The following is a 20692-nucleotide window of genomic DNA, read 5'->3' on the forward strand; positions in this document are numbered from 1 at the left end:
TGAATAGACTTTTTTATCTTGCTCATAATGATGAAAAAAGGAAGTGTAACAATCAAAGACATTGCCCTAGAGCTAGGCATCTCAGTATCTACCGTCTCCAGGGCTCTTGCTGACAATCCTCTCGTAAAACCTGCCACTCGACAAGCAGTGAAGGAATTAGCTAAAAAGTACAATTACCGACCAAACTTTACAGCCCTTAGTCTAAGAAACAACAGAACCCGAACGATTGGCATTATCATCCCCCAGCTGGTGCATGAGTTTTTCTCCATGGTGATCCGTGGTATTGAAGATTTTGCCTACTCCAATGGCTATAACGTAATCATTTCTTCTACACATGAGAGCTACGAACGAGAGGTCATTGATACGAAGGCTCTAATCAACGGGAGAGTAGATGGACTCCTGGCCTGTGTATCTAAAAGCACAACCAACTACGACCACTTTAAAGAATTTGCTGAAAGAAATCTACCCCTTGTATTTTTTGATTGCATCTGCGACGAAATAGACTCCCCTAAAGTAGTGCTGGACGATTTTGAAGCTGGCTATCAGGCCACACAACACCTGGTAGAAACGGGGTGCACCCAAATAGCCTATGTTGGCGGACCGATCAACCTCCAAATAAATCAGGATCGTTTTGGAGGCTATAAAAAAGCACTGAATGAGGCTGGGTTGGCGCTTAACGAATCATGGATAAAGCATTGTGAAACGGGCGATTATGATGACGGCTCAGAAAGCGTACGTGATATGGTAGCAGCTCGCAGCATCGATGGGCTCTTTGCAGGAACAGACATGCTAGCGATAGGAGCCATCAAAACCATGAAAAAAGCGGGCTTACAAATCCCCAAAGATGTAGCTGTGGTAGGATTTAGCAATTGGTCCATAGGCACCATCTACGAGCCCTCACTCACCACCATGTCCCAGCCGGGCTATGAAATGGGCCAAAAAGCGGCAGAATTACTCATCCAGCAAATAGACAATCCTGATAAAAAATTAACCGACACCTTCACCTTACACAGCGAATTGATACAGCGCGAAAGTACTCAGAGATAAAAAAACCCTCACCGTGTAACAGATGAGGGCTGAAACATAATGTACAATTTAGCAACAGTTAAGCGATCTGTTTGGAGTACCTCTTCCAGGCACACCATTGCACATTAAAAGTCTTACAGAAATCGTGCCGACCTATCACCTCATTTGGCCTTTTTTTTAATTTACTCGCAGGCTCAATGAAATTTTTTCAGTGAAGCTCCAACACCAAGCCTTGTAAAAAACTTCAGCCCTCAAAAGGGCTGAAGTAAACGATGAATGAAGTTTAAAAAATGGGATGTGCATGGAGTCTTGCTCCAGTTCTGTCAATTATGCAAAGGGTGTCTAATCCTTTGAGTGCTAAGCTTTCTAATTAACTATTGTTAGTGGTATGCACATCCGCATTGTCTTCGGTCCTAGATGTATTGATTTAGGATATTTTCAAACAACTCCTGCTTACCACTGAGCTGTGCAGGCTCGCCATTTTCTGTGGCCAGTGCTGTCAGATCTTCCAGCTTCAAATCTCCATTTTCAAACGACTTCCCTTTTCCTGCATCAAAGGAAGCATAGCGCTCCTGTTTTAGCGCAGGGTATTTAGAATCACTCAATATTTTATCTGCAATTATCAACGCTCGAGCGAAAATGTCCATTCCACCAATGTGCGCATGGAAAAGATCGTCCAGGTCTGTGGAGTTTCTTCGGGTTTTTGCATCAAAGTTGACACCACCTCCCTGTAGGCCTCCGTTCTCTAAAAAGACCAACATAATTTCGGTCAATTCAAAAATATTGTTTGGAAACTGATCGGTATCCCAGCCATTTTGATAATCCCCTCTGTTTGCATCCATGCTTCCCAGCAGACCTGCATTAGCAGCTACTTGCATTTCGTGCTGGAAGGTGTGCTGAGCAAGTGTAGCATGATTTACTTCCAGATTGAGCTTAAAATCATCCATAAGCCCGTACTCTCTCAAGAATCCTACCACAGTAGCTGCATCAAAATCATACTGATGCTTTGTAGGCTCCATCGGCTTAGGCTCTATGAAGAAGTTTCCTTTAAAACCCTGGCTGCGAGCATAGTCTTTGGCCATATGCAGGAATTGTGCAAGGTGATCCAGCTCTCGTTTCATGTCGGTATTGAGCAAGCTCATGTATCCTTCACGCCCTCCCCAAAAGACGTAGTTTTCGCCATCCAACTTAATGGTAGCATCTAGTGCATTGCGCACCTGCGCACCTGCATGAGCTACTACATTGAAGTCTGGATTAGTAGCAGCTCCATTCATATATCTAGGGTTAGAAAACAAGTTTGCAGTACCCCAAAGCAGCTTCACACCAGAGGCAGCCATTTTCTCCCTGGCATAGTCAGTAATCGTCTCCAGGCGCTTAGCAGATTCGGAAAGAGTATCCGCTTCATCTACCAAATCATAATCATGAAAACAGAAGTATGGTATCCCCAATTTGGTGATAAACTCAAAGCCGGCATCCATCTTATCTCGTGCCGCCTGAACAGGATCCGTAGCAGTAGACCATGGAAAGACTTTCGTACCCGGCCCAAATGGATCACCTCCAGTACCACACAAGGTATGCCAGTAAGCCACCGCAAATTTGAAGTGATCCTTCATGGTTTTGCCGGCAACCACCTTATTCTCGTCGTAGTATTTAAATGCCAATGGGTTGTCTGACTCTTTACCTTCAAAGGCAATTTTTCCGATTCCTTTGAAATACTCTTTGTCACCTAATAAAATTTGATCGCTCATACCAATTTGTCAGTTTAAAAATCTTGCTAATTCGTTTTTCCAGGCCTCATACGCCTCTCTATACTTTTGATGTTCTGTGCGCTGGGGCTCAAACGTGTTGGCGAGACTGTCACCTGCAACCGCCTCTTCCAATGTATTAAAATGCCCGGTGGCGTAGCCAGCTGCACGAGCTGCCCCAATTGCCCCAGTGGTCTTTACCACTTCTATAGGTGCGTTTGCCAGCGTAGCCACCGTGACACTAAAAGTTTCAGACTGAAACAGGTTGTCATTGCCAACCCTGAGTTTATTGATCTCCAGTCCCAGTTCTTTCAATATTTCTATACCATATATGAAGGAATACGCAACTCCCTCCAATGCGGCTCTGTAATAATGCGCCTTCTTATGTCGATTAAACCGCACATTGAGCATATGTGCTCCTATATCTTTATTGTTGAGGATTCGTTCGGCTCCATTGCCAAAGGGGATAATACGCAGCCCGTCTGCACCCACAGGTACTTCCTGGATTATCTGCTCCATCTTTTCATAGGTCACCCCGTCCTCAGCCATCATTTCACGCATGTACCTGTACTGTATACCTGCCCCATTCACACAGAGCAATACACCTATGCGCGGATCCTGCTTCGTATGGTTGACATGAGCAAAACTGTTTACTCGTGATTTTGGGTCAAAAACAGGACTCCCCTGTACTCCGTACACCACACCAGAAGTACCTCCAGTGGCCGCTATTTCTCCTGGGTTGAGTGCACCCAAAGACAGTGCATTGTTGGGCTGATCTCCAGCCCGGTATCCTATTGGAGTACCTGGCGCCAAGCCAAGCTTTTGTGCAGCATCTGCAGTTAGTTGCCCCTGCTCTCCAAATGTCGGCACTATTTCAGGAATGACTGAAGAGCTAAATCCCATATACTCCATGAGAAAATCAGCCACCTCATGACTTTGAAAATCCCAGAACATTCCTTCTGAAAGTCCAGAAACTGTAGTCGTCACTTTGCCTGTCAGCTGCATGGCGATATAATCTCCCGGCAGCATGATTTTATACACCTTGTCAAACAGCTCAGGTTCGTTTTCCTTTACCCACTTCAGCTTGGCGGCTGTAAAGTTTCCAGGAGCGTTTAGCAAGTGATAATAGCACTTGTCTCCTCCTATTTCCTGCAATGCGCGATCGCCAAAAGGTACAGCTCTGCTGTCACACCAGATGATGGACGGACGCAATACTTTCAATTCCTGATCCACCAACACCAATCCGTGCATCTGGTATGATATTCCAATACCCTTTACTTGAGCCCCGTCTATTCCAGCCTTTTCGAGAACGATTCGTGTGGCCTCACATGCGTGGGCCCACCAGTCTTCCGGATGCTGCTCTGCCCACCCCGGCTCCTCACTGATCATATCCATCTCCTTTTCAGGATAGCTGGCTACAGCGAGTTGCTGATTGCTGCTAGCATCTATTATGGCCGCCTTTATAGACGAACTCCCTATGTCGTAACCTAAAAAATACACGCCTGGTGATTTGAATTAACACTATCGCAAAATCTTTGAATCTTTTTACAATTCCTCCCGATTTTACAGACTCAAATAAACGGCATTTACGAATGTTATAAAACAAATACACCCCTGCTTCATTTCGTCAACAATACGTCAATCATACGCCAAGACAAAGCGTGCTGATACAAGGTATGGCTCTAATGAATTAGAATAATCCGGCGGAAGCACTTATTTCACTACGCCAGACACACTTCAAAGCCACTCCTTATAAGATTAAATTATTCAATAATAATTTTGATAAATAAGGATTACACCAGCTTTGCACCAGTAATAATTAGATCTAAACGCAATACAAATGATAGAACTCAAAGAAGACAACTTACAACAGTTAATCAGCGAAAACGACCAGGTAATGGTACAATATGGTGCCACATGGTGTGGAAACTGCCGGGTGACAAAACCGAAGTTTAAGCGTCTGTCTGGAGAAAATGAAAATGTGGTGTTTGTCTATGTAGATGCCGAAAAACTTCCTGAGTCCAGAAAACTTGCAGAAGTAAAAAACCTCCCCACTTTTGCAGGGTTTAAGAAAGGTGAGCTAGTTTCACAAGCAGCAGGAAATAAAACAGAAACCATAACAGATATACTCCATGCGATTACCAGTAATTAAGCATATTGTAGACTTTGTAGAAACCAATGACGAGGATTGGGTAGTTGAAACGATCGAATTGCTCGAACACATTTCAGAAGCCAAAGGCATCAAAGATGAGGAGCTGGATGTGATTGGAGAACTCCTCTCCAATATGTACGGAGCACTGGAAGTACACAAATCCATACAAGAAGGCACTGCCAAGAAAGAGGCTCTCAATGGCTTCATGGAACGGGTAATGGGCTCTATAAGTTAAAAATCCAAAAACTAAACACCCCAGACAGGCTATGTGTGGTCTATGTCTGGGGTGTTCTTTATATATACCTGGAGCACCACGTCCCTACTTTTGATCAAAATTCCGTAATTTCATTGCCATGAGAGGAATAATGAAAGACCAGGAAGTAGGCCTGGATCCAAACTTCCGCTATCGCGGTAAAAATCAAACACGGGTGGAAACCTTTAGCGACGCAGCCTTTGCTCTTGCCATCACACTTATCGTACTTTCTTCATCCGTCCCCTCTAATTTTCAAGACCTTTGGGTCTCCATGCGTGATATCATCCCCTTTGGACTATGTGTGATTCTGGTGATGGTCATATGGTATCAGCACTACCTGTTTTTCCTAAAATTTGGCTTACAAAACCGCACCATCGTTCTTTATAACACCTTCCTGATCTTTCTAATCTTGATATATGTCTATCCACTCAAATTTCTATTTGTAGTGTTGTTCAGACTGTATGAAGGGATCTTTACGGGCAATAGAGAATTGATCAATAGACTTTTCACAGAAACATTACCCTACAGCGATACTGGCTCGCTCATGATCATCTATGGATTAGGGGCGAGTCTCATCTTTCTGACCATTGGCGGGATGTATCGTCATGCGATGAAAATGGCAGGTCCACTGGAGCTCAACAGCTACGAACGCTACATAGCAAAAGATGGAATGATCACCAATCTGCTGTTGGCAAGCATCCCATTTCTATCTGCTCTTATTGCTGTATTTCATCTGTTTGGCAACTGGACGTTTCTAGGAGCCGGTGTGGCCTACATGCTGTACCCTCCAGTAATGATTATCTACGGTCGGGTCAGTGCTAAAAAACGTGACAGGGCTTTAGCCATCTATAAGAAAGCATAGCCGACCCAGGCTCGGTTTGACCCAGGAAAAGCACTCCTTCAATCAATCAAACGCTGCGGTATAGTCTATGCTAACCTAAATTTGCTGTAGATACAGCTAATCATTGGCAAAATTCAAACCCTATAAACGGAAAGTGGGTCTTATAATCATGCGGGATACTTTTTTGATCATAGTGCTTGGAGCTTTTTTACTGCCTGGTTGCCTCGAAAGCGACCTGGAAGCAACTGACAAAGTGCAAGCCAACAAATTAACTTATTTGGACCCTAGTTTTGACTGGAACCAGGTAAGAAATAACCCTTTCCGAATCGTAGGCATCACACCCACGGATGACACCTGGAGCGTCATTGTGGAATATAGTGGCGGGTGTGAGGAGCACAACTTTTATACCTGGTGGAATGGCGAATGGGAGAAAGACAACAGCGCAACTTTTTACCTGATCCACAATGCCAACAATGACATGTGTGAAGCATTCATCCGTGATACGATCAGTATTCGGCTAGATGAAACCTTTTTGAGAGATCCAGACCCTTTGGATTCGGCGCACATCACCATACTCAATGCGAGCAACGCCCATAAAATAACTGTGGACCCTGAGTTGGCTCGCATAGCACAATCTGACAACTGTCAGCTCAACACTACCATAAAAGGCACCCTCTGTGGGCAGGGGATATGGGATAGTCAGTGGTTGCTTATGCTAGACACTGTCACCAACCACAATAAGGTATGGCTACGTCCTGTTACCAATAGCTCAAAAGTGATGCTTACCAAGCCTGAGCCGGGAAACTATACAGTAGGAGTGACGCTGCTTTTTGGTTATGAACCGATAGACCCTGATGAGCAATGCGCCACGTTACCTGATGGTTCATTTGTATCTGTAGCTGTAAACTGTATCGAAAAGCAGTAAACCTAGCGCTTTTTAAATAAGCCGCTCTTGAGAGTCACGGAAGAGGACCCTTCCAGATAAAAAATCCATTGTATATAGGTTTCGGTCATACGTAGCTGGTAGGAGTCTATTTTCTGAAAAACAAGGTCTACGTCTAGCTTTTCTGCCAAATCCGATTTTCTAAGTCCCTGCATAATGAGCTGATCCAGCTGCCTAAAAAACGGCCGTGTATCCAAGCGGGCCTGATCAGCAATGTACTGCTCTGCTAAGCTATGAACAGCCCAGTCGGTGAGTTTTACCCAGTCGTCTTCCGCTTCTATTTCATATTTAAAATCTGAAATGGTCAGCTCTCGATTGTCGTTGATGGTAGGTGTACCCGTAACAAGTACCTTCCCTGTGATGTCTCCACTTACATCCAGAGCTACCAGCAGCTTTTGCCCCTTGCGGTTTACCCTGGCTTGCTCTACCAGCAAGGTATAGTCCTCATATGTAAAAGTCTTGCCCGCGAGCTCTTGCTGCATGAGGTGAGTAAGCATCTCAAATGGGAGGTATAGCTCAGTGTATGCCGCAATCGTATTGCGGGTGTTTAGCGGCTCCCCACAGTCTCCTAGCTGGACTTTTTCGGTAACAGGACTCAGCTCTGGAGATATCTGCAGCCTCGTTCGGTATTCCAAATGGATACTCAAAGTTCCACTACCTCCAGGAATCACTACTCCGTTCAGAGCCAGGGGCCTGGAATAGAGCCAAAATGGCTGAGGGCTGCGAGCAACTCTTATTGGGTTTTGCAAGTCACTCCAGACTTTATCTACTAGCTGCCTAAAATCTATGACATGATCCAACGCCCGGCAGATTACATTCGAAAGCTCCTCTTCATGGGATTGCAGGGCAGTTTCAATAAGTTCTTCAACATTAAAAGTCATACCCATCAAACTGAGCTCCGGACTATCCGTAAGCTCAAAACCTCTATAGGTACACGCCAGATCCAGGCTCCAGTTTGGAGCCACTGCTACCGAAGTGGAAGCCTTAATTTTACCATGAAACACCACCGGAGACTCTTTATTGGACAGGGTAATGCCCAGGACTTTTTTGCGAACTGCAGCAGACACCTCCAATGGAATAGCTGCATAAAACTCATCCCCCTTCATATACAGATCTAGAGGTCCTTTGCGATTTACTTTCAGGTACAGGCTGTCTTTTTCACCCATTGGAAACACCCCATCTACCAACTCTCCAGGTAATATCCGGTTTACTCCCTTAGCAAGCTCTTGAATGGGGAAATCCACACGAAAACTCAAATACGAAGGTGGCACCTCTAGTGGAGGCAACGCAGCCTCTTCCCGTTGATGGACTCTGGAGCAACCCACCATAAAAACAACCCACACAATAAAGAATACCCGTTTTGTCATGATCTAGCTTATTCGGCCATGAAATAAACCAACCCCTCAGTAATACACAAACCAATACTTAGTATTTTAGAATTTTTTAATCATAACTTATCTCTTCAACAGGCGTACATTTTGCTATGCAGAAATTCTTGATACTACTCACCATGTTGGTTACGCTGAGCTTTTGCTCTAAAAAAGAAAACACCAGCGCGAGCCTTATACAGCGATCCATTGAAGCGCATGGGCTTCAGCTCCTAGAAAACAAGGAAATAGCCTTTACTTTTAGAGACAACCGGTATACGGCTAAAAGGCAAGGAGGCACATACACATATACCCGAAGCAGCACTGATAGTACCGGAACGAGTACCACAGACGTATTGATCAACAGTACCGATTTTTACCGAATAGTAAATGGAGACACTACAGCAGTAGCAGACTCTTTGGCCCGAAAATATGCGAATTCTGTAAACTCCGTCCTTTATTTTGTCCAGCTGCCCTACTTGCTACAAGAGCCGGCAGTAAATACCACCTATGCAGGAAAGGACACCCTCAACAATGAAATTTATCATGTGGTGCAGGTGACTTTCACTCCTGAAGGCGGCGGAGAAGATCATGACGACAAATACTGCTATTGGTTTCACAGCAAAACCAGCCACTTGGATTACCTGGCCTACAGCTATGACACTGATGGAGGCGGCGTTCGATTTCGTGAAGCCTACAATCGTCGAGAGATTAGCGGAATCACTTTTCAAGACTATGTCAACTACAAAGCCCCCAAAAACACACCACTTGATCAACTACCAGCGCTATTCAGCAAAGGAAAACTTCAAAAAGTCAGTTTGATAGAGAATACGGAAATAGAGGTAACAAACTAACTCTTATTAAACTCATCCCCGCTCATCGTCTTTTTCCCTTTCTGGAAAAAGATGATGAGCATCACTACTCCACTTAAGGCCAGCGGAATACTGAGCGTTTGCCCCATATTGAGAATCAGATCTTCTTCAAAATCCTCCTGACTCATCTTGAAAAACTCATCTACAAAGCGTAAGGACCACAACAAAACCATAAACAGGGCAAAGTTGAAGCCCATTGGAAGTGTAAAGCGCTTGTTTTTCCAAACCCAAAAGAAAAATAGCATGAGCAGTATACAGTATCCTGCTTCATACAGCTGCGCTGCATGCCGCGAAATCCCCAGGCCGTAAATCTCTGCTACGGATCGATTATCCTCTGTGTAAAATTTATAGGCCAGTGGCTGGTCCTTTCCAAAATCTATGTGTTGAACAACTTCTTCATAGCTGAGCAATGCATTCCTCAGCTGATTTTCAAAAAAACGACGATCGGTATCGGTGAGCTCTACACCACGATTGTAAAGAATCTTAGCCGTGATGGGGTGCTTCCCAGCTTCGTTGCTGACCATATCCCCACCTTTTTCAAATACCACTTCATCAATCTTCCTATCATCGTATTTCAACACCTCCTCGGTAAAACGGGCATACACTACCCCCATTTCCGACTGAGTCATGGTGCCCTCCATTTCCGAATTGAAGAAATTTCCCGTACGGATCATGGCTCCAGTAAGTGCCACAACAATTACCAACCTATCCAGCATCCACAGCATGGGATACTGTGGGTATTTTTTACTAAAGAAGTATATCGCCAAAATAATCCCGATCGCACCTCCATGACTAGCCAGTCCTCCTTCCCATATTTTGATGATCTCAATCGGATTAGTAAGGTAAAAACCAGGGTTGTAAAACAAACAGTGCCCAAGCCGAGCACCCAACACCGTAGCCACTACCATATACACAGTAAGTTTTTCCACGTCTTTCTCAGGGCGACCTTCCTGCTTAAACAGCCAAAACATGATCTGCTGTGAAACAATAAATCCTCCAGCAAAAAGAAGTCCGTACCAGCGAACAGGATGATTCAACCCTGGAATCACGAACATATTGGGATCAGGACTCCAGATAAGAAAATTGAGAAGAAATTCCATTTGTTAGTTTGTTTTCCAAAAATATGGAGTGAAAAGCATCAGAACGGTAAAAAGCTCCAACCTTCCCAGCAACATCAAAAATGCCAACAGCCATTTACCCGGAGCAGATATGCCGGCAAAGTTATCAACCGGCCCCACTTCTCCAATACCCGGACCGATATTTCCCAGACAGGTAGCCACCGACCCAATCGCTGTATCGAAATCCGCACCGAGAATTCCCATGGTAATGGAGCCAATGGCAAAAATGAAAATATAGATCATGATAAACGCCAGGATATTGTAAGTAATCTCCCGGGACACTGCTTTTCCATTAAACCTTACGGGAATCACCGCATTAGGATGCAACTGGCGCTTGAGTTCTAAAAAGCTGTTTTTGATCAGAATGATATGACGAACGATTTTGACACCTCCTGCAGTAGAGCCGGCAGATGCGCCAAAAAACATCATCACAAAGAACAGCACGGTAATAAATGGAGACCAGGCCGTATAGTCAGCTGTAATGTATCCTGTGGTAGTAATCACCGATACCACCTGAAACAAAGCGTCCCGAATGGATTTTTCCAGATTATCATGCCCCAGGCCAAATATGACCAAACCTACTGTGATACTGGCGAAGATGGACACCCCAGCATAAAAGCGAAATTCTTCATTTTTCAACACCTTTTCGAAGTTCTTATGAAGCGCGAAATAGGTCATGGTAAAATTGGTGCCTGCCAAAAACATAAAAATGATAATGACATACTGTATGAACGGCGAAGTGTAATAAGCGATACTGGCATTTTTGGTAGAAAAACCACCTGTAGCCATGGTAGTGAGGCTATGATTGATAGCGTCATAAAACGTCATCCCTCCAACCCACAGTAGCACCGTCTCTGTCACAGTAAGCCCAAGGTAGATAAACCACAATCGCTTGGCTGTTTCTTTGATCCTGGGCTGTAATTTATCCGGAGAGATTCCAGGAGCTTCTGCTACGAAAAGCTGCATCCCTCCAATTCCTAAAATTGGGAGTATAGCTACAGTGAGTACGATGATCCCCATACCACCTATCCACTGGGTGAGGCTCCTCCAAAACAAGATGCCTTTATTCACCGATTCAATGTCTTTCAGTATGGTAGCTCCGGTGGTAGAAAAACCACTAAGTGTCTCGAAAAATGCATCTGTAAGATTGGGGATAGACCCACTGAGGATGTAAGGCAACGAACCAAAAAACGACATAGTGAGCCAGCCAAAGGCTACCACCAGGTACCCATCTCGTTTGCGGAGCTCTTTATTGAGGTTTTTTCTCGTGAGCACCCAGGCCAAAAACCCTGCAAAAGCTGTGATCACCGCGGCACCAAGGATAGCAAGCAGGTCCCCTTCTTTGAAATACATACTAAAAGGCAGGCAGGTCAGCATAAAAGCGCCATTGAGCATCAGCAAAATGCCCAGGATATTTACGATGACCCGATAGTTAAATAGCATGATTTAGTTGAAAAAGCCCTCCACTTTGTGAATACATTCTGACTTGGACAGCACCACCACCCGATCTTTTGGCTGGAAGGAAAAACTACCACGTACTGTGTAGCCGATCCCTTTACGAATCACTCCTCCGATGATGGCCGTCTTCGGAAAATCTAGATTTCGCAGCTCATACTGTAAAATTTTAGATCCTGGCTGCACTTCAAATTCTAATATTTCAGCGTCTACCCCGTGTATACTTGTCAGGTTCAGTACTTGCCCTTTTCGAATATACCTGAATATAAAATTCGCTGCAATTAGTTTTTTATTAATCAAAGTATCCACTCCAATGTTCTGAGATAGATGGATATAATCCATGTTTTCTACTGCGGCGATTGTTTTCTGAACCCCATTGTTTTTAGCCACCAGGCAAGAGATGATGTTGGTCTCGCTATTTCCTGTTACGGCAATTACCGCATCCATTCGGTCGATGCCCTCTTCTTTGAGCAAGTCAATATCTCGCCCGTCACCATTGATAATCATAGTGTCCGGCAGCTCATCAGCCAGAGCAAAACACTTGTCCTTGTCTTGCTCTACAAGCTTAATGTTATACTTCTTGCTCAGCTGACGAGCGGTGTTGATACCCACTTTACTGCCCCCCAAAATCATCACATTTTTTATCTCTATGCGCTCCTTTCCTGCCAAAGAAAGCACTCGATCTATTCCGCTGGGCTCGGTGATAAAATAGGCATGATCACCAAGATTGAATTTATTTTCACCATGAGGAATGATGGTGTTGTTTTCACGCAGTATGGCTACCGTGGTAAAATTATGATCAGGGTTGAGGTAGGCTGTTTCCGTAAGTGTCTTGTCCTTAAGTTCGGAGTTTTCGTCTACCGTGATGCCTATCAGAGACAGCATGCCCTTTTCAAACTCAAAGGTGTCTGTGAGAGCTGATTGCTTTAGGAGTCGTTTGATCTCCTTTGCTGCCAGTGACTCAGGGGAGATGATCTCATCAATCCCAATGTCTTTGAGGTCCAGCTTTTCTTTTTGATGTAGAAACTCAATGTTAGAAATACGTGCCACAGTACGCTTGGCACCGAGACTTTTGCCGATGATAGCTGTGGTCAGGTTGGTCTCTTCAATAGATGTCACTGCAATGAGCAGATCAGCCTTGGAGACATTAGCCTCCTCCAATATACTTATGCTGGTACTGCTACCACGTATGGTGTGTACATCCAAATGATTGGAGGCATGCTCCAGTACGGCATTGTCTTGATCGATGAGGATGATATCCTGCTCTTCATAGGCCAAAAGCTTCGCCAAATGAAAACCAAGATCTCCGGCTCCTGCAATGATTATTCTCATAGCAATTCCTTATAGGGTAGCAAATATAACGTAAAGATGAAGCAGGCAGCCAAACATATCTGGCATATTCGATAAGACCGCTCTTTCGAAAGATTGACTTTCTGTTCACTGAAAAAATGCTTAAAAATGCTCATCATTTCACGTTGGAAAAATAATTTTTGGCAGCCTTCATCACCTTAGGAGCAAGCGCTATAGCACCGATCATCGTTGGAAATGCCATGAGCCCATAGGCCAGGTCTATAAAGGCTACTACCCCACGCAGTGTTGCCACAGATCCTACCAAAATAAGTGCTACATACCAATAATTAAACAAACTGGCATATTTCACCCCTATAAGAAAAGCCAGGCATTTTTGACCATAATACGCCAAACCAAAAATGGTAGTAAGTGCAAAAACGAGTACACACACCGCTAGTATGTAGGGACCAAAGCCCGGGAGGCTTTCGCCAAAGGCTTTGGCAGTGAGGGTGATTCCGCTGAGGTCATTATTTTTCCAGGCTCCGGTTACCAAAATGGTTAGCCCGGTCATCGTACAAATCACCAATGTATCGATCGCTGGTCCGAGCATCGCTACCAGGCCTTCACGCACTGGTTCTTTGGTTTTGGCTGCTCCATGCATCATGGGAGCCGTACCTATACCAGCCTCATTAGAAAAAGCAGCTCTCCGAGCACCTGTGATGATCAGCGCTCCCACGGCACCGCCCATCGCCGCCTCTGCAGTAAATGCATCCGTCACAATCAACAGCAAAGAACTTCCCACTTCGCTGAAATTGATAAGTAAAATAGCAATGACACTCACCACATAAAGCATCACCATAGAGGGCACCAACCTACTAGCTACTGTCCCAATCCGCGTAATTCCTCCAAAAATCACAAGCCCCACTAAAATGGCAATAACAACACCCAAGCCAAGATCAAAAGTGAGACTGTCGCCAGTAATCCCATTGGGGATCAACAAAATATCTTTCGTAGCCTGCACCATCTGATTGGCCTGAAAAATAGGTGTAGCGCCAAAAAACCCAACAACCGCAAAGAAGGTAGCCAGAGGCATCCATTTTTTTCCCAGCCCTTCACGGATAAAATACATCGGCCCGCCTTGCAGCTCACCAACACTGTCTTTGCCACGATACATCACCGCCAGCGTACAAGTAAAAAACTTAGTGGCCATGCCTACAAAAGCACTAACCCACATCCAAAAAATGGCTCCCGGACCACCCATAGCGATGGCCACAGCCACACCGGAGATATTACCCATCCCTATGGTAGCTGCCAGTGCTCCAGACAAGGCCTGAAAGTGATTGATATCACCAGGGTCATCCGGATCATCGTATTTTCCACGCAGTACATTTACCGCATGACCAAAAAAGCGAAAAGGCAAAAACCGCGAGTAAACCATAAAAAAAAGGCCACCACCTAACAGTAAAATAAGCAGCGGAGTGCCCCAGATGAAATTGGCTGCTGCCAAAAAAAATGATTCTAATGCTGTCATATTTATTTCTTCTCGAGTAGTGGCTTCAGGTATGGCCAGATATTTTTCGCAAGGATTTTGTGTCCTTCTTCCGTGGGATGTATCCCATCCTCCAGATTGAGCTCGGGCTCACCTGCCACATCTTTCAAGATAAAGGGCATGAGCGCCGTATTTTTTTCTTCGGCTACAGCCGGAAAGATGTTTCTAAACTCCTCTGCATATGCTTCCCCCATATTAGGAGGCACCAGCATACCTGTTAGCAAAATTTTCACTTCAGGGTTGGCAGTACGCACCTTGTCTATGATGGCCATCAGGTTTTGTTTGGTGACTTTTAAGTCCAGCCCGCGCAGACCATCATTGGCACCAAGCTCCAAAACAAATACATCGGGGATTGTCTGTAGCACCCAGTCGATGCGATTGAGACCGCCAGCGGTAGTTTCTCCACTCAGCCCCGCATTGACTACCTGATAAGAATACCCCATAGAATCTAATCGATCCTGGATCAAAGCAGGAAAGGCATCTTCCACATCCAGCTGATAACCTGCAGTAATGCTATTGCCAAAAAACAGCAACACCTCACGATCAGCCGACTCTTCGACCACCACTTTTTCCTCTGTAGTAGTTGTGGTTTCTTCTTGCATTTGTTTGTTCTGATGAGAAGATGTACAGGCACCCAGAAACAATATCCATAAGAGGTGCTGCCAATATTGAATACAAATCATGCTGCCTTGTTTTGGGTATTCTTTTAGTTCAAGAGTTTTTGAGAACGCCCGAATTTACAAAACATGAACCAAGTGAATTCGTTTTTATGAGTTAAACTAGCATACATGCCTACAATCCTTGAAGTAAATGCCCTCACCAAGACTTTTTCGAGCGGGCAAAAAGAAATCACCGTATTAGACGACATTAATTTTAGTATAGAAGCAGGCGACACGGTCTCCATCGTGGGGCCATCAGGAAGCGGAAAGACCACACTCCTCGGCCTGTGTGCCGGACTAGATAGAGCAAGTGGTGGCTCGGTATTTCTTGACAACACGGAGCTAAACAACCTAACGGAGGATGAACTTGCCACTTTGCGAAATCAAAAAATTGGCTTTGTTTTTCAAAACTTCCAACTCATCCCCACGCTTACGGCTTTAGAAAATGTAATGGTACCTCTGGAACTTCATGGAAATAAAAATGCCAGCGAAATCGCCACATCTTACCTGTCACGAGTAGGGCTGGCACACCGAATGGACCATTATCCCTCTCAGCTATCTGGTGGAGAACAACAGCGGGTAGCCATTGCCCGTGCGTTTTCCACCGAGCCCAAAATTCTTTTTGCTGATGAGCCTACTGGCAACCTGGACGGCCATACCAGTGATGCCATAGAGGAATTGCTTTTTGAAATCAATCGGGAGAAAGGCACCACACTGATCATCGTCACACACGATGACGAACTGGCCCACAAAACCAACGCAATCATCCGTCTGAAAGGAGGTCAAATCAGTGGATAGGCAACTTCAGCACACCTACAAAACTCCCAAAGGCTGGGCACTAAAAATGGCCTGGAGAGATTCACGCCGGAGCAAAGGCAAATTGCTATTGTTCATTCTAGCCATATCTTTGGGTATTGCTGCGCTCGTTGGCATCACTTCCTTTCGGGAAAACCTGATGCAAGAAATCGACGATCAGGCCAAAACCCTCATCGGTGCGGATATAGAAGTAAAAGGCAGCCAGCCTCTGCCAGACAGCCTAATGCTGGCATTTTACGAAATGGCTCCGGAGATGTCCCGCGAGACCTACTTTGCCAGCATGGTGTATTTCCCACAAACGGATGGGACACGCCTGGCACAGGTACGAGCGCTTTCTGGCAAGTATCCTTACTACGGCAAGATAGAAACAGAGCCCGCCGATGCGGCAGATCGTTTTCAAGACGGACAATATGCTTTGGTAGACCAAAAGCTCATGATCCAGTACAATGTGGAGCTCGGTGACTCAGTAAAAGTGGGCAACCAAAGCTTTGAAATAATTGGGAAACTCAAAAAGATCCCGGGCCAAACAGAGATAGGTGCCACCGCTTCTCCTGTAGTCTACATACCCTTCAGCAGGCTAGATCAAACGGAGCTGCTCAAAAAAGGCAGTAGGGTCAATTACCTGAGCTACTTCCAGTTTCAGGAGCCCATAGATACCACAGGCAAATGGTCAAAGCTGGTGACCCTCGCAGACAAGCAGGGTTTTCGCATTGATGATGTGGAAGAGCGCAAAGAAGAAACCGGTCGCTCATTTAAAGACCTCACCAACTTCCTGGAGTTGGTAGCCTTCACAGCACTATTGCTGGGATGCATAGGTGTGGCCAGCTCCATGTATGTGTATACCAAAGAAAAAACCAGCATTGTAGCCACCCTCCGCTGCCTGGGCATGAAAGCCCATCAGGCCATTCAAATATTCTTGCTTCAAGTAGCCATCTTTGGGTTTATAGGTGCTGCGTTTGGTGCATTGCTGGGCATGAGTATCCACATGTACCTCCCTGTACTGGTTTCAGATTTTATACCCGTCGAAATCACTCCTTCCTTTTCATGGACTGCCATTCTTGGTGGCATAGCTATTGGCGTGGTAGTGTCTATTCTGTTTGCATTACTTTCACTGGTAGCTCTCCGGCGTGTCAGTCCCTTACAGGCCATCCGCGCTGACCTTGGTGTGGAGCGCTTCCGAGTAGATCCGGTACAGGTGCTTGTAGCGGCGGCTATTTTGCTGTTTATGGTGGTGATTATCTACTTGCAAATCGGCTCACTACAAGACGCTGCGATTTTCACCGGAGGTCTAGCCCTGGCTATTGCTTTGCTTACCCTTATGGGAAAAGGTTTAGCCTGGCTAGTGAGAAAGCTACTACCTGCAAGTCTATCTTATGTCTGGAGGCAAGGCCTGTCCAATCTGTATCGGCCCCACAATCAAACCTCGCTTTTGATCACCACTTTAGGAATAGGCACCACTTTCATAGCTACACTGCTGTTTATGCAGCAACTACTCGTGGATAGAGTCACTATTGCAGGCTCCAGCGAGCGACCCAACACCATCCTTTTTGATATACAAACACCACAAAAGGACGAAGTAAAAGCGCTCACACTTGACTATGACCTGCCCGTGATGCAAGAAGTGCCTATTGTGACCATGCGGCTGCAAGAGCTCAACGGGCTCACCAAAAATGAAGCGGAGGCAGACACCAGCATTAACACCCCTGACTGGGCTTATAACAGAGAGTACCGGGTTACCTATCGAGATAGCCTGATTGACTCAGAGACTTTGGCTGAGGGCAAGTGGATAGGTCACATAGCGTCACCTTCGGATTCCATTTTTATATCTGTTTCGAAGGGATTTGCAGAAAACCTGGAACTGAAAATTGGCGATGAGATGCTTTTCAATGTTCAGGGCGCTTTGATCAAAACCTATGTGGGCAGCTTTCGGGATGTAGATTGGAGACGTGTGCAAACGAACTTCCTGGTCCTTTTCCCAAAAGGGGTACTCGAGCGGGCACCACAATTTCATGTGCTCATTACGCGCATAGATGATACGGACCTCTCTGCCCGCTATCAACAGGCAGTAGTCCGCAGCTATCCCAACATATCCATTATCGATTTGGAACTGATTCTAGAAACGCTAGAAGAAATCCTTGGCAAAATCGCATTTGTCATCCGATTTATGGCCTTTTTTAGCATTGGCACCGGAGTGATCATGCTGATCAGCTCGATAGTGCTAAGCCGATTTCAGCGCATACGCGAAAATGTACTGCTGCGCACACTCGGGGCCACGAGCAGCAAACTCTGGAAAATCATCTTTGCAGAGTACTTCTTTTTAGGCACGCTAGGAGCATTTTCAGGCCTCATTTTAGCAACTATAGTGACGACATTGCTAGGCAAATTCGTATTTGAATTCACCTTCGTGCCTGCTCCAGCAGCTAGCCTACTAGTGGCCGTAAGTGTGATTGCCCTGACCACAAGCATCGGGCTGCTCAACAGCAGGTCGGTGATCCGTCAGCGCCCGATGGAAGTACTACGCAAGGAAATTTAGTCTCGATACCATACGCGCAGCAGCTGGTACCAATGGGAACTCGACTCCCCGCCAGTCCACAGCTCGGTATCGTGGCTTCCCTCCTCGTCACTATCATGAATGTTGGGCAGCACCACTGTTTCCACATTGACAATTTTGAGCGATGGATTTTCGCTGATCCATTGATTGGCAGCATTCAGGACTTCATCGAAACTCTGAATCTTGCCCGACTTAAACATTCCGCCTTTGGTTTTCTCCGGAACGAAATCTTTGGCTTGTAAAGACATAAATTTTAGACAGTTATGGTTTTATGAGGCTTAAAATATGAATTTTTCAAATACAAAACCATAATTATCTAAGAATGCCCAAATGGCGTTGGCATTATTTGTGGTATGCATATCTTTATACCAAAGCCTACCAGCCCATGATTAAAGTATTCAAAAGCGCGCTATTCCTTTTCGCTATTCTAACTATCGCTGCGTGTAGCAGTGGTAAAAAAGCACTCCAAAAAGGCAATTATGATAAGGCTGTGATGCAGGCCATCAATCGCCTGCGAGCCAATGATGACCACAAAAAAGCTTCTTCTACGCTTCGCAAAGCCTATCAACTGGCCGTAGACATGCACCTCAACGGAGTGCAGCGTGCCAAGGCATCTAATGACCTTCTTAAATGGGAAGGTGTAGCTTATGAATACCAACAAATCAATTACCTCTATGACCAGATCCTGCGCTGCCCCGGCTGCAGAGAGGTGGTGAACAACCCTGTAAAATACGACCAACAGCAAGCTGAGGCAGAACGAAAAGCTGCAGATGCCCGCTATCAGTTAGGAGTTGAGGCGTTGAAATTCAAACAAAATCGGGCGAAAGCTGTGGAGGCACATCAGCACTTTCTGCGTGTAAGAGACTTTGTGCCTCGCTATAAAGATGTAGAGGAGAAGCTGCAAGAAGCGCTATTTTCCGCAACGCTAAAAGTAGTGATAGAGCCTATCCCCTCTCCTACCCGAATTTTCGATTTACGGCATGAGTTTTTCGTCAACAAAATCAATGAATATCTCCACAATCACCTCATTAGCGAGTACGTGCGCTTCTATACGCCAGACGAAGTTCGCGCTCAGCAGTTAGATTATGTTGATCATGTGATCCAAATGGAGTTTGACCGCTTTAGTTTGGGCAATGTCTTTAGCAACAAAACCGTACGGGAGGTGAGCCGTGACAGTGTGGAGCTTGCAAAAAAAGATGGGGAGCCCGTATATGGTACCGTGAAAGCTACCATTACTGAACACGAAAAAGCTATCACTGGTGGAGGGTTGCTAGACTTTCAAGTTTATGACAATGAGCTCAACAAAGTGATCAGCCATGAAAAATTTCCTAGTGAATACACCTGGTCTATCCGCTGGGCCAATTTTAATGGTGACGAGCGTGCACTTAGTGAGGAAGATCTGGCGCTGGTCAACCGAGTAGAAGCACCCATACCCAATCCCCAATGGATGTTTGAAGAGTTTACTGCGCCATTATATGATCAGGTCATTAGCAAGCTTCGAGACTTTTATAGGAGGTATTAAAAACTAAAGGCTATCAGGGTTCTGAGCATTTGCCCAAACCTTCAAAATCACAACATTTACTTCGTCATACTGATAGAATATTGTTGTATTGACAGAGTGTTGAAATTCTTTAGTGTTTGGCTTTCTTAAGGAGTCTTTGGCTCTTTGAGGATTCAATGCGATTAATTCTACACACTCTTCAAGTCTAACAAAAAATTTACGAATCTCTCTTTCAGTCCAATTTTCTTCTAAATATAAAATAATGTCAGAAAGGCTATTTTTTGCCTCTTCAGTCCAAATTACATTCAGAGCCACTTTTGATATAATTTCCTAACTTCTGAATGAGGCATAGTTTCTCCTTCTTCCGCCTGCTGAATTGATTTATCTAATGAAGTACCCAATTCAGATTCTGCCTGCAAAAAGTTTTCCAACTTCCTTAGTTCTGCTTCGTCGAGTTTCATCATTTGCTCAATCAACTGATATTTTCTTGCTTCTATGCTCATACCAATCACTTCTTACTTAACAAGATAAAACAAAAATTGACTCCATCAAAA

At 45.1% G+C, this 20692-nt stretch carries 20 protein-coding genes; 9 read left to right on the forward strand and 11 right to left on the reverse strand.

Annotated elements, in window-relative coordinates; translation table 11 throughout:
• Positions 1-18: 18 nt before the first annotated feature.
• Positions 19-1047, forward strand: a complete 1029-nt coding sequence (locus C7460_RS04335) for a LacI family DNA-binding transcriptional regulator (protein WP_317127684.1) — start codon at positions 19-21, stop codon at positions 1045-1047.
• A 392-nt stretch (positions 1048-1439) separates the two neighbouring features.
• Here the strand turns inward: C7460_RS04335 and xylA are convergent, their stop codons facing one another.
• Together xylA and C7460_RS04345 are read right to left on the reverse strand one after the other, a co-directional pair.
• Entirely contained in the window at positions 1440-2774 is a 1335-nt protein-coding gene (gene xylA, locus C7460_RS04340) for a xylose isomerase (protein WP_115866855.1), read from the reverse strand.
• Positions 2775-2783: 9 nt separating this feature from the next.
• Positions 2784-4271, reverse strand: a complete 1488-nt coding sequence (locus C7460_RS04345) for a xylulokinase (protein ID WP_115866856.1) — start codon at positions 4269-4271, stop codon at positions 2784-2786.
• Between the two features lie 340 nt (positions 4272-4611).
• Here C7460_RS04345 and C7460_RS04350 point away from each other — a divergent pair, with 340 nt between their 5' ends.
• The 4 genes from C7460_RS04350 (at position 4612) to C7460_RS04365 (ending at position 6942) form a co-directional block, all read left to right on the forward strand.
• On the forward strand, positions 4612-4923 hold the full coding sequence (locus C7460_RS04350; protein ID WP_115866857.1) for a thioredoxin family protein: 312 nt from the start codon (positions 4612-4614) through the stop codon (positions 4921-4923).
• The gene (locus tag C7460_RS04355; protein ID WP_115866858.1) at positions 4904-5158 is read left to right on the forward strand and encodes a DUF6952 family protein; all 255 of its coding nucleotides are present in this window, start codon (positions 4904-4906) and stop codon (positions 5156-5158) included. Before C7460_RS04350 ends, C7460_RS04355 begins: the two co-directional genes overlap by 20 nt.
• A gap of 118 nt (positions 5159-5276) precedes the next feature.
• Complete coding sequence (locus C7460_RS04360; RefSeq protein ID WP_115866859.1) at positions 5277-6038, forward strand: TMEM175 family protein; 762 nt, start codon at positions 5277-5279, stop codon at positions 6036-6038.
• A 148-nt stretch (positions 6039-6186) separates the two neighbouring features.
• Positions 6187-6942 (forward strand): hypothetical protein, encoded by a 756-nt coding sequence (locus tag C7460_RS04365; RefSeq protein ID WP_115866860.1) that lies wholly within the window; start codon positions 6187-6189, stop codon positions 6940-6942.
• Positions 6943-6944: 2 nt separating this feature from the next.
• On the opposite strand, the gene C7460_RS04370 is transcribed toward C7460_RS04365, so the two are convergent.
• Positions 6945-8327 carry a DUF4403 family protein gene (locus tag C7460_RS04370; protein WP_115866861.1) on the reverse strand — a complete coding sequence of 461 codons (1383 nt, stop codon included), beginning with the start codon at positions 8325-8327 and terminating at the stop codon, positions 6945-6947.
• Positions 8328-8443: 116 nt separating this feature from the next.
• Between C7460_RS04370 and C7460_RS04375 the strand changes: the two genes are divergently transcribed.
• Complete coding sequence (locus C7460_RS04375; protein ID WP_115866862.1) at positions 8444-9181, forward strand: DUF6503 family protein; 738 nt, start codon at positions 8444-8446, stop codon at positions 9179-9181.
• Here C7460_RS04375 and C7460_RS04380 read toward each other — a convergent pair.
• From C7460_RS04380 to C7460_RS04400, 5 genes are all read right to left on the reverse strand, one after another.
• Complete coding sequence (locus C7460_RS04380; protein ID WP_115866863.1) at positions 9178-10299, reverse strand: prolipoprotein diacylglyceryl transferase; 1122 nt, start codon at positions 10297-10299, stop codon at positions 9178-9180. The genes C7460_RS04375 and C7460_RS04380 overlap by 4 nt on opposite strands.
• 3 nt (positions 10300-10302) lie before the next feature.
• On the reverse strand, positions 10303-11760 hold the full coding sequence (locus tag C7460_RS04385) for a TrkH family potassium uptake protein (protein ID WP_115866864.1): 1458 nt from the start codon (positions 11758-11760) through the stop codon (positions 10303-10305).
• A 3-nt stretch (positions 11761-11763) separates the two neighbouring features.
• Positions 11764-13104 carry a Trk system potassium transporter TrkA gene (trkA, locus tag C7460_RS04390; RefSeq protein WP_115866865.1) on the reverse strand — a complete coding sequence of 447 codons (1341 nt, stop codon included), beginning with the start codon at positions 13102-13104 and terminating at the stop codon, positions 11764-11766.
• A 133-nt stretch (positions 13105-13237) separates the two neighbouring features.
• Positions 13238-14593, reverse strand: a complete 1356-nt coding sequence (locus C7460_RS04395; RefSeq protein WP_115866866.1) for an alanine/glycine:cation symporter family protein — start codon at positions 14591-14593, stop codon at positions 13238-13240.
• Between the two features lie 2 nt (positions 14594-14595).
• Positions 14596-15213 carry an arylesterase gene (locus tag C7460_RS04400; RefSeq protein ID WP_245986172.1) on the reverse strand — a complete coding sequence of 206 codons (618 nt, stop codon included), beginning with the start codon at positions 15211-15213 and terminating at the stop codon, positions 14596-14598.
• 186 nt (positions 15214-15399) lie between these two features.
• Here C7460_RS04400 and C7460_RS04405 point away from each other — a divergent pair, with 186 nt between their 5' ends.
• Entirely contained in the window at positions 15400-16068 is a 669-nt protein-coding gene (locus C7460_RS04405) for an ABC transporter ATP-binding protein (protein ID WP_115866868.1), read from the forward strand.
• Positions 16061-18619: an ABC transporter permease gene (locus tag C7460_RS04410; protein WP_317127685.1), complete on the forward strand. Its 2559-nt coding sequence runs from the start codon at positions 16061-16063 to the stop codon at positions 18617-18619. Before C7460_RS04405 ends, C7460_RS04410 begins: the two co-directional genes overlap by 8 nt.
• On the opposite strand, the gene C7460_RS04415 is transcribed toward C7460_RS04410, so the two are convergent.
• A complete protein-coding gene (locus C7460_RS04415; protein WP_115866869.1) occupies positions 18616-18885 on the reverse strand; it encodes a hypothetical protein in 270 nt (89 codons plus the stop codon). The two genes, C7460_RS04410 and C7460_RS04415, sit on opposite strands and share 4 nt — an antisense overlap.
• A 137-nt stretch (positions 18886-19022) precedes the next feature.
• Between C7460_RS04415 and C7460_RS04420 the strand changes: the two genes are divergently transcribed.
• A complete protein-coding gene (locus C7460_RS04420) occupies positions 19023-20159 on the forward strand; it encodes a hypothetical protein (protein ID WP_147302849.1) in 1137 nt (378 codons plus the stop codon).
• A gap of 3 nt (positions 20160-20162) precedes the next feature.
• Here C7460_RS04420 and C7460_RS04425 read toward each other — a convergent pair whose 3' ends face one another.
• Both C7460_RS04425 and C7460_RS04430 read right to left on the reverse strand, forming a co-directional pair.
• Positions 20163-20453, reverse strand: a complete 291-nt coding sequence (locus tag C7460_RS04425; protein ID WP_170147885.1) for a type II toxin-antitoxin system RelE/ParE family toxin — start codon at positions 20451-20453, stop codon at positions 20163-20165.
• The gene (locus tag C7460_RS04430) at positions 20444-20641 is read right to left on the reverse strand and encodes a hypothetical protein (protein ID WP_115866872.1); all 198 of its coding nucleotides are present in this window, start codon (positions 20639-20641) and stop codon (positions 20444-20446) included. Before C7460_RS04430 ends, C7460_RS04425 begins: the two co-directional genes overlap by 10 nt.
• Between the last annotated feature and the right edge of the window lie 51 nt (positions 20642-20692).

Origin of the sequence: Marinoscillum furvescens DSM 4134 (assembly GCF_003386095.1) — a bacterium.
Lineage (GTDB): Bacteria > Bacteroidota > Bacteroidia > Cytophagales > Cyclobacteriaceae > Marinoscillum > Marinoscillum furvescens.

What these genes read in the sequence shown, in the direction of transcription:
- trkA (WP_115866865.1), bottom strand. Translation starts at nt 13,104, where the DNA reads ATGAGAATAATCATTGCAGGAGCCGGAGATCTTGGTTTTCATTTGGCG.
- C7460_RS04355 (WP_115866858.1), top strand. Translation starts at nt 4,904, where the DNA reads ATGCGATTACCAGTAATTAAGCATATTGTAGACTTTGTAGAAACCAAT.
- C7460_RS04420 (WP_147302849.1), top strand. Translation starts at nt 19,023, where the DNA reads ATGATTAAAGTATTCAAAAGCGCGCTATTCCTTTTCGCTATTCTAACT.
- C7460_RS04405 (WP_115866868.1), top strand. Translation starts at nt 15,400, where the DNA reads ATGCCTACAATCCTTGAAGTAAATGCCCTCACCAAGACTTTTTCGAGC.
- C7460_RS04370 (WP_115866861.1), bottom strand. Translation starts at nt 8,327, where the DNA reads ATGACAAAACGGGTATTCTTTATTGTGTGGGTTGTTTTTATGGTGGGT.
- C7460_RS04380 (WP_115866863.1), bottom strand. Translation starts at nt 10,299, where the DNA reads ATGGAATTTCTTCTCAATTTTCTTATCTGGAGTCCTGATCCCAATATG.
- C7460_RS04350 (WP_115866857.1), top strand. Translation starts at nt 4,612, where the DNA reads ATGATAGAACTCAAAGAAGACAACTTACAACAGTTAATCAGCGAAAAC.
- xylA (WP_115866855.1), bottom strand. Translation starts at nt 2,774, where the DNA reads ATGAGCGATCAAATTTTATTAGGTGACAAAGAGTATTTCAAAGGAATC.
- C7460_RS04400 (WP_245986172.1), bottom strand. Translation starts at nt 15,213, where the DNA reads ATGCAAGAAGAAACCACAACTACTACAGAGGAAAAAGTGGTGGTCGAA.
- C7460_RS04375 (WP_115866862.1), top strand. Translation starts at nt 8,444, where the DNA reads ATGCAGAAATTCTTGATACTACTCACCATGTTGGTTACGCTGAGCTTT.
- C7460_RS04385 (WP_115866864.1), bottom strand. Translation starts at nt 11,760, where the DNA reads ATGCTATTTAACTATCGGGTCATCGTAAATATCCTGGGCATTTTGCTG.
- C7460_RS04395 (WP_115866866.1), bottom strand. Translation starts at nt 14,593, where the DNA reads ATGACAGCATTAGAATCATTTTTTTTGGCAGCAGCCAATTTCATCTGG.
- C7460_RS04365 (WP_115866860.1), top strand. Translation starts at nt 6,187, where the DNA reads ATGCGGGATACTTTTTTGATCATAGTGCTTGGAGCTTTTTTACTGCCT.
- C7460_RS04360 (WP_115866859.1), top strand. Translation starts at nt 5,277, where the DNA reads ATGAGAGGAATAATGAAAGACCAGGAAGTAGGCCTGGATCCAAACTTC.
- C7460_RS04430 (WP_115866872.1), bottom strand. Translation starts at nt 20,641, where the DNA reads ATGAGCATAGAAGCAAGAAAATATCAGTTGATTGAGCAAATGATGAAA.
- C7460_RS04415 (WP_115866869.1), bottom strand. Translation starts at nt 18,885, where the DNA reads ATGTCTTTACAAGCCAAAGATTTCGTTCCGGAGAAAACCAAAGGCGGA.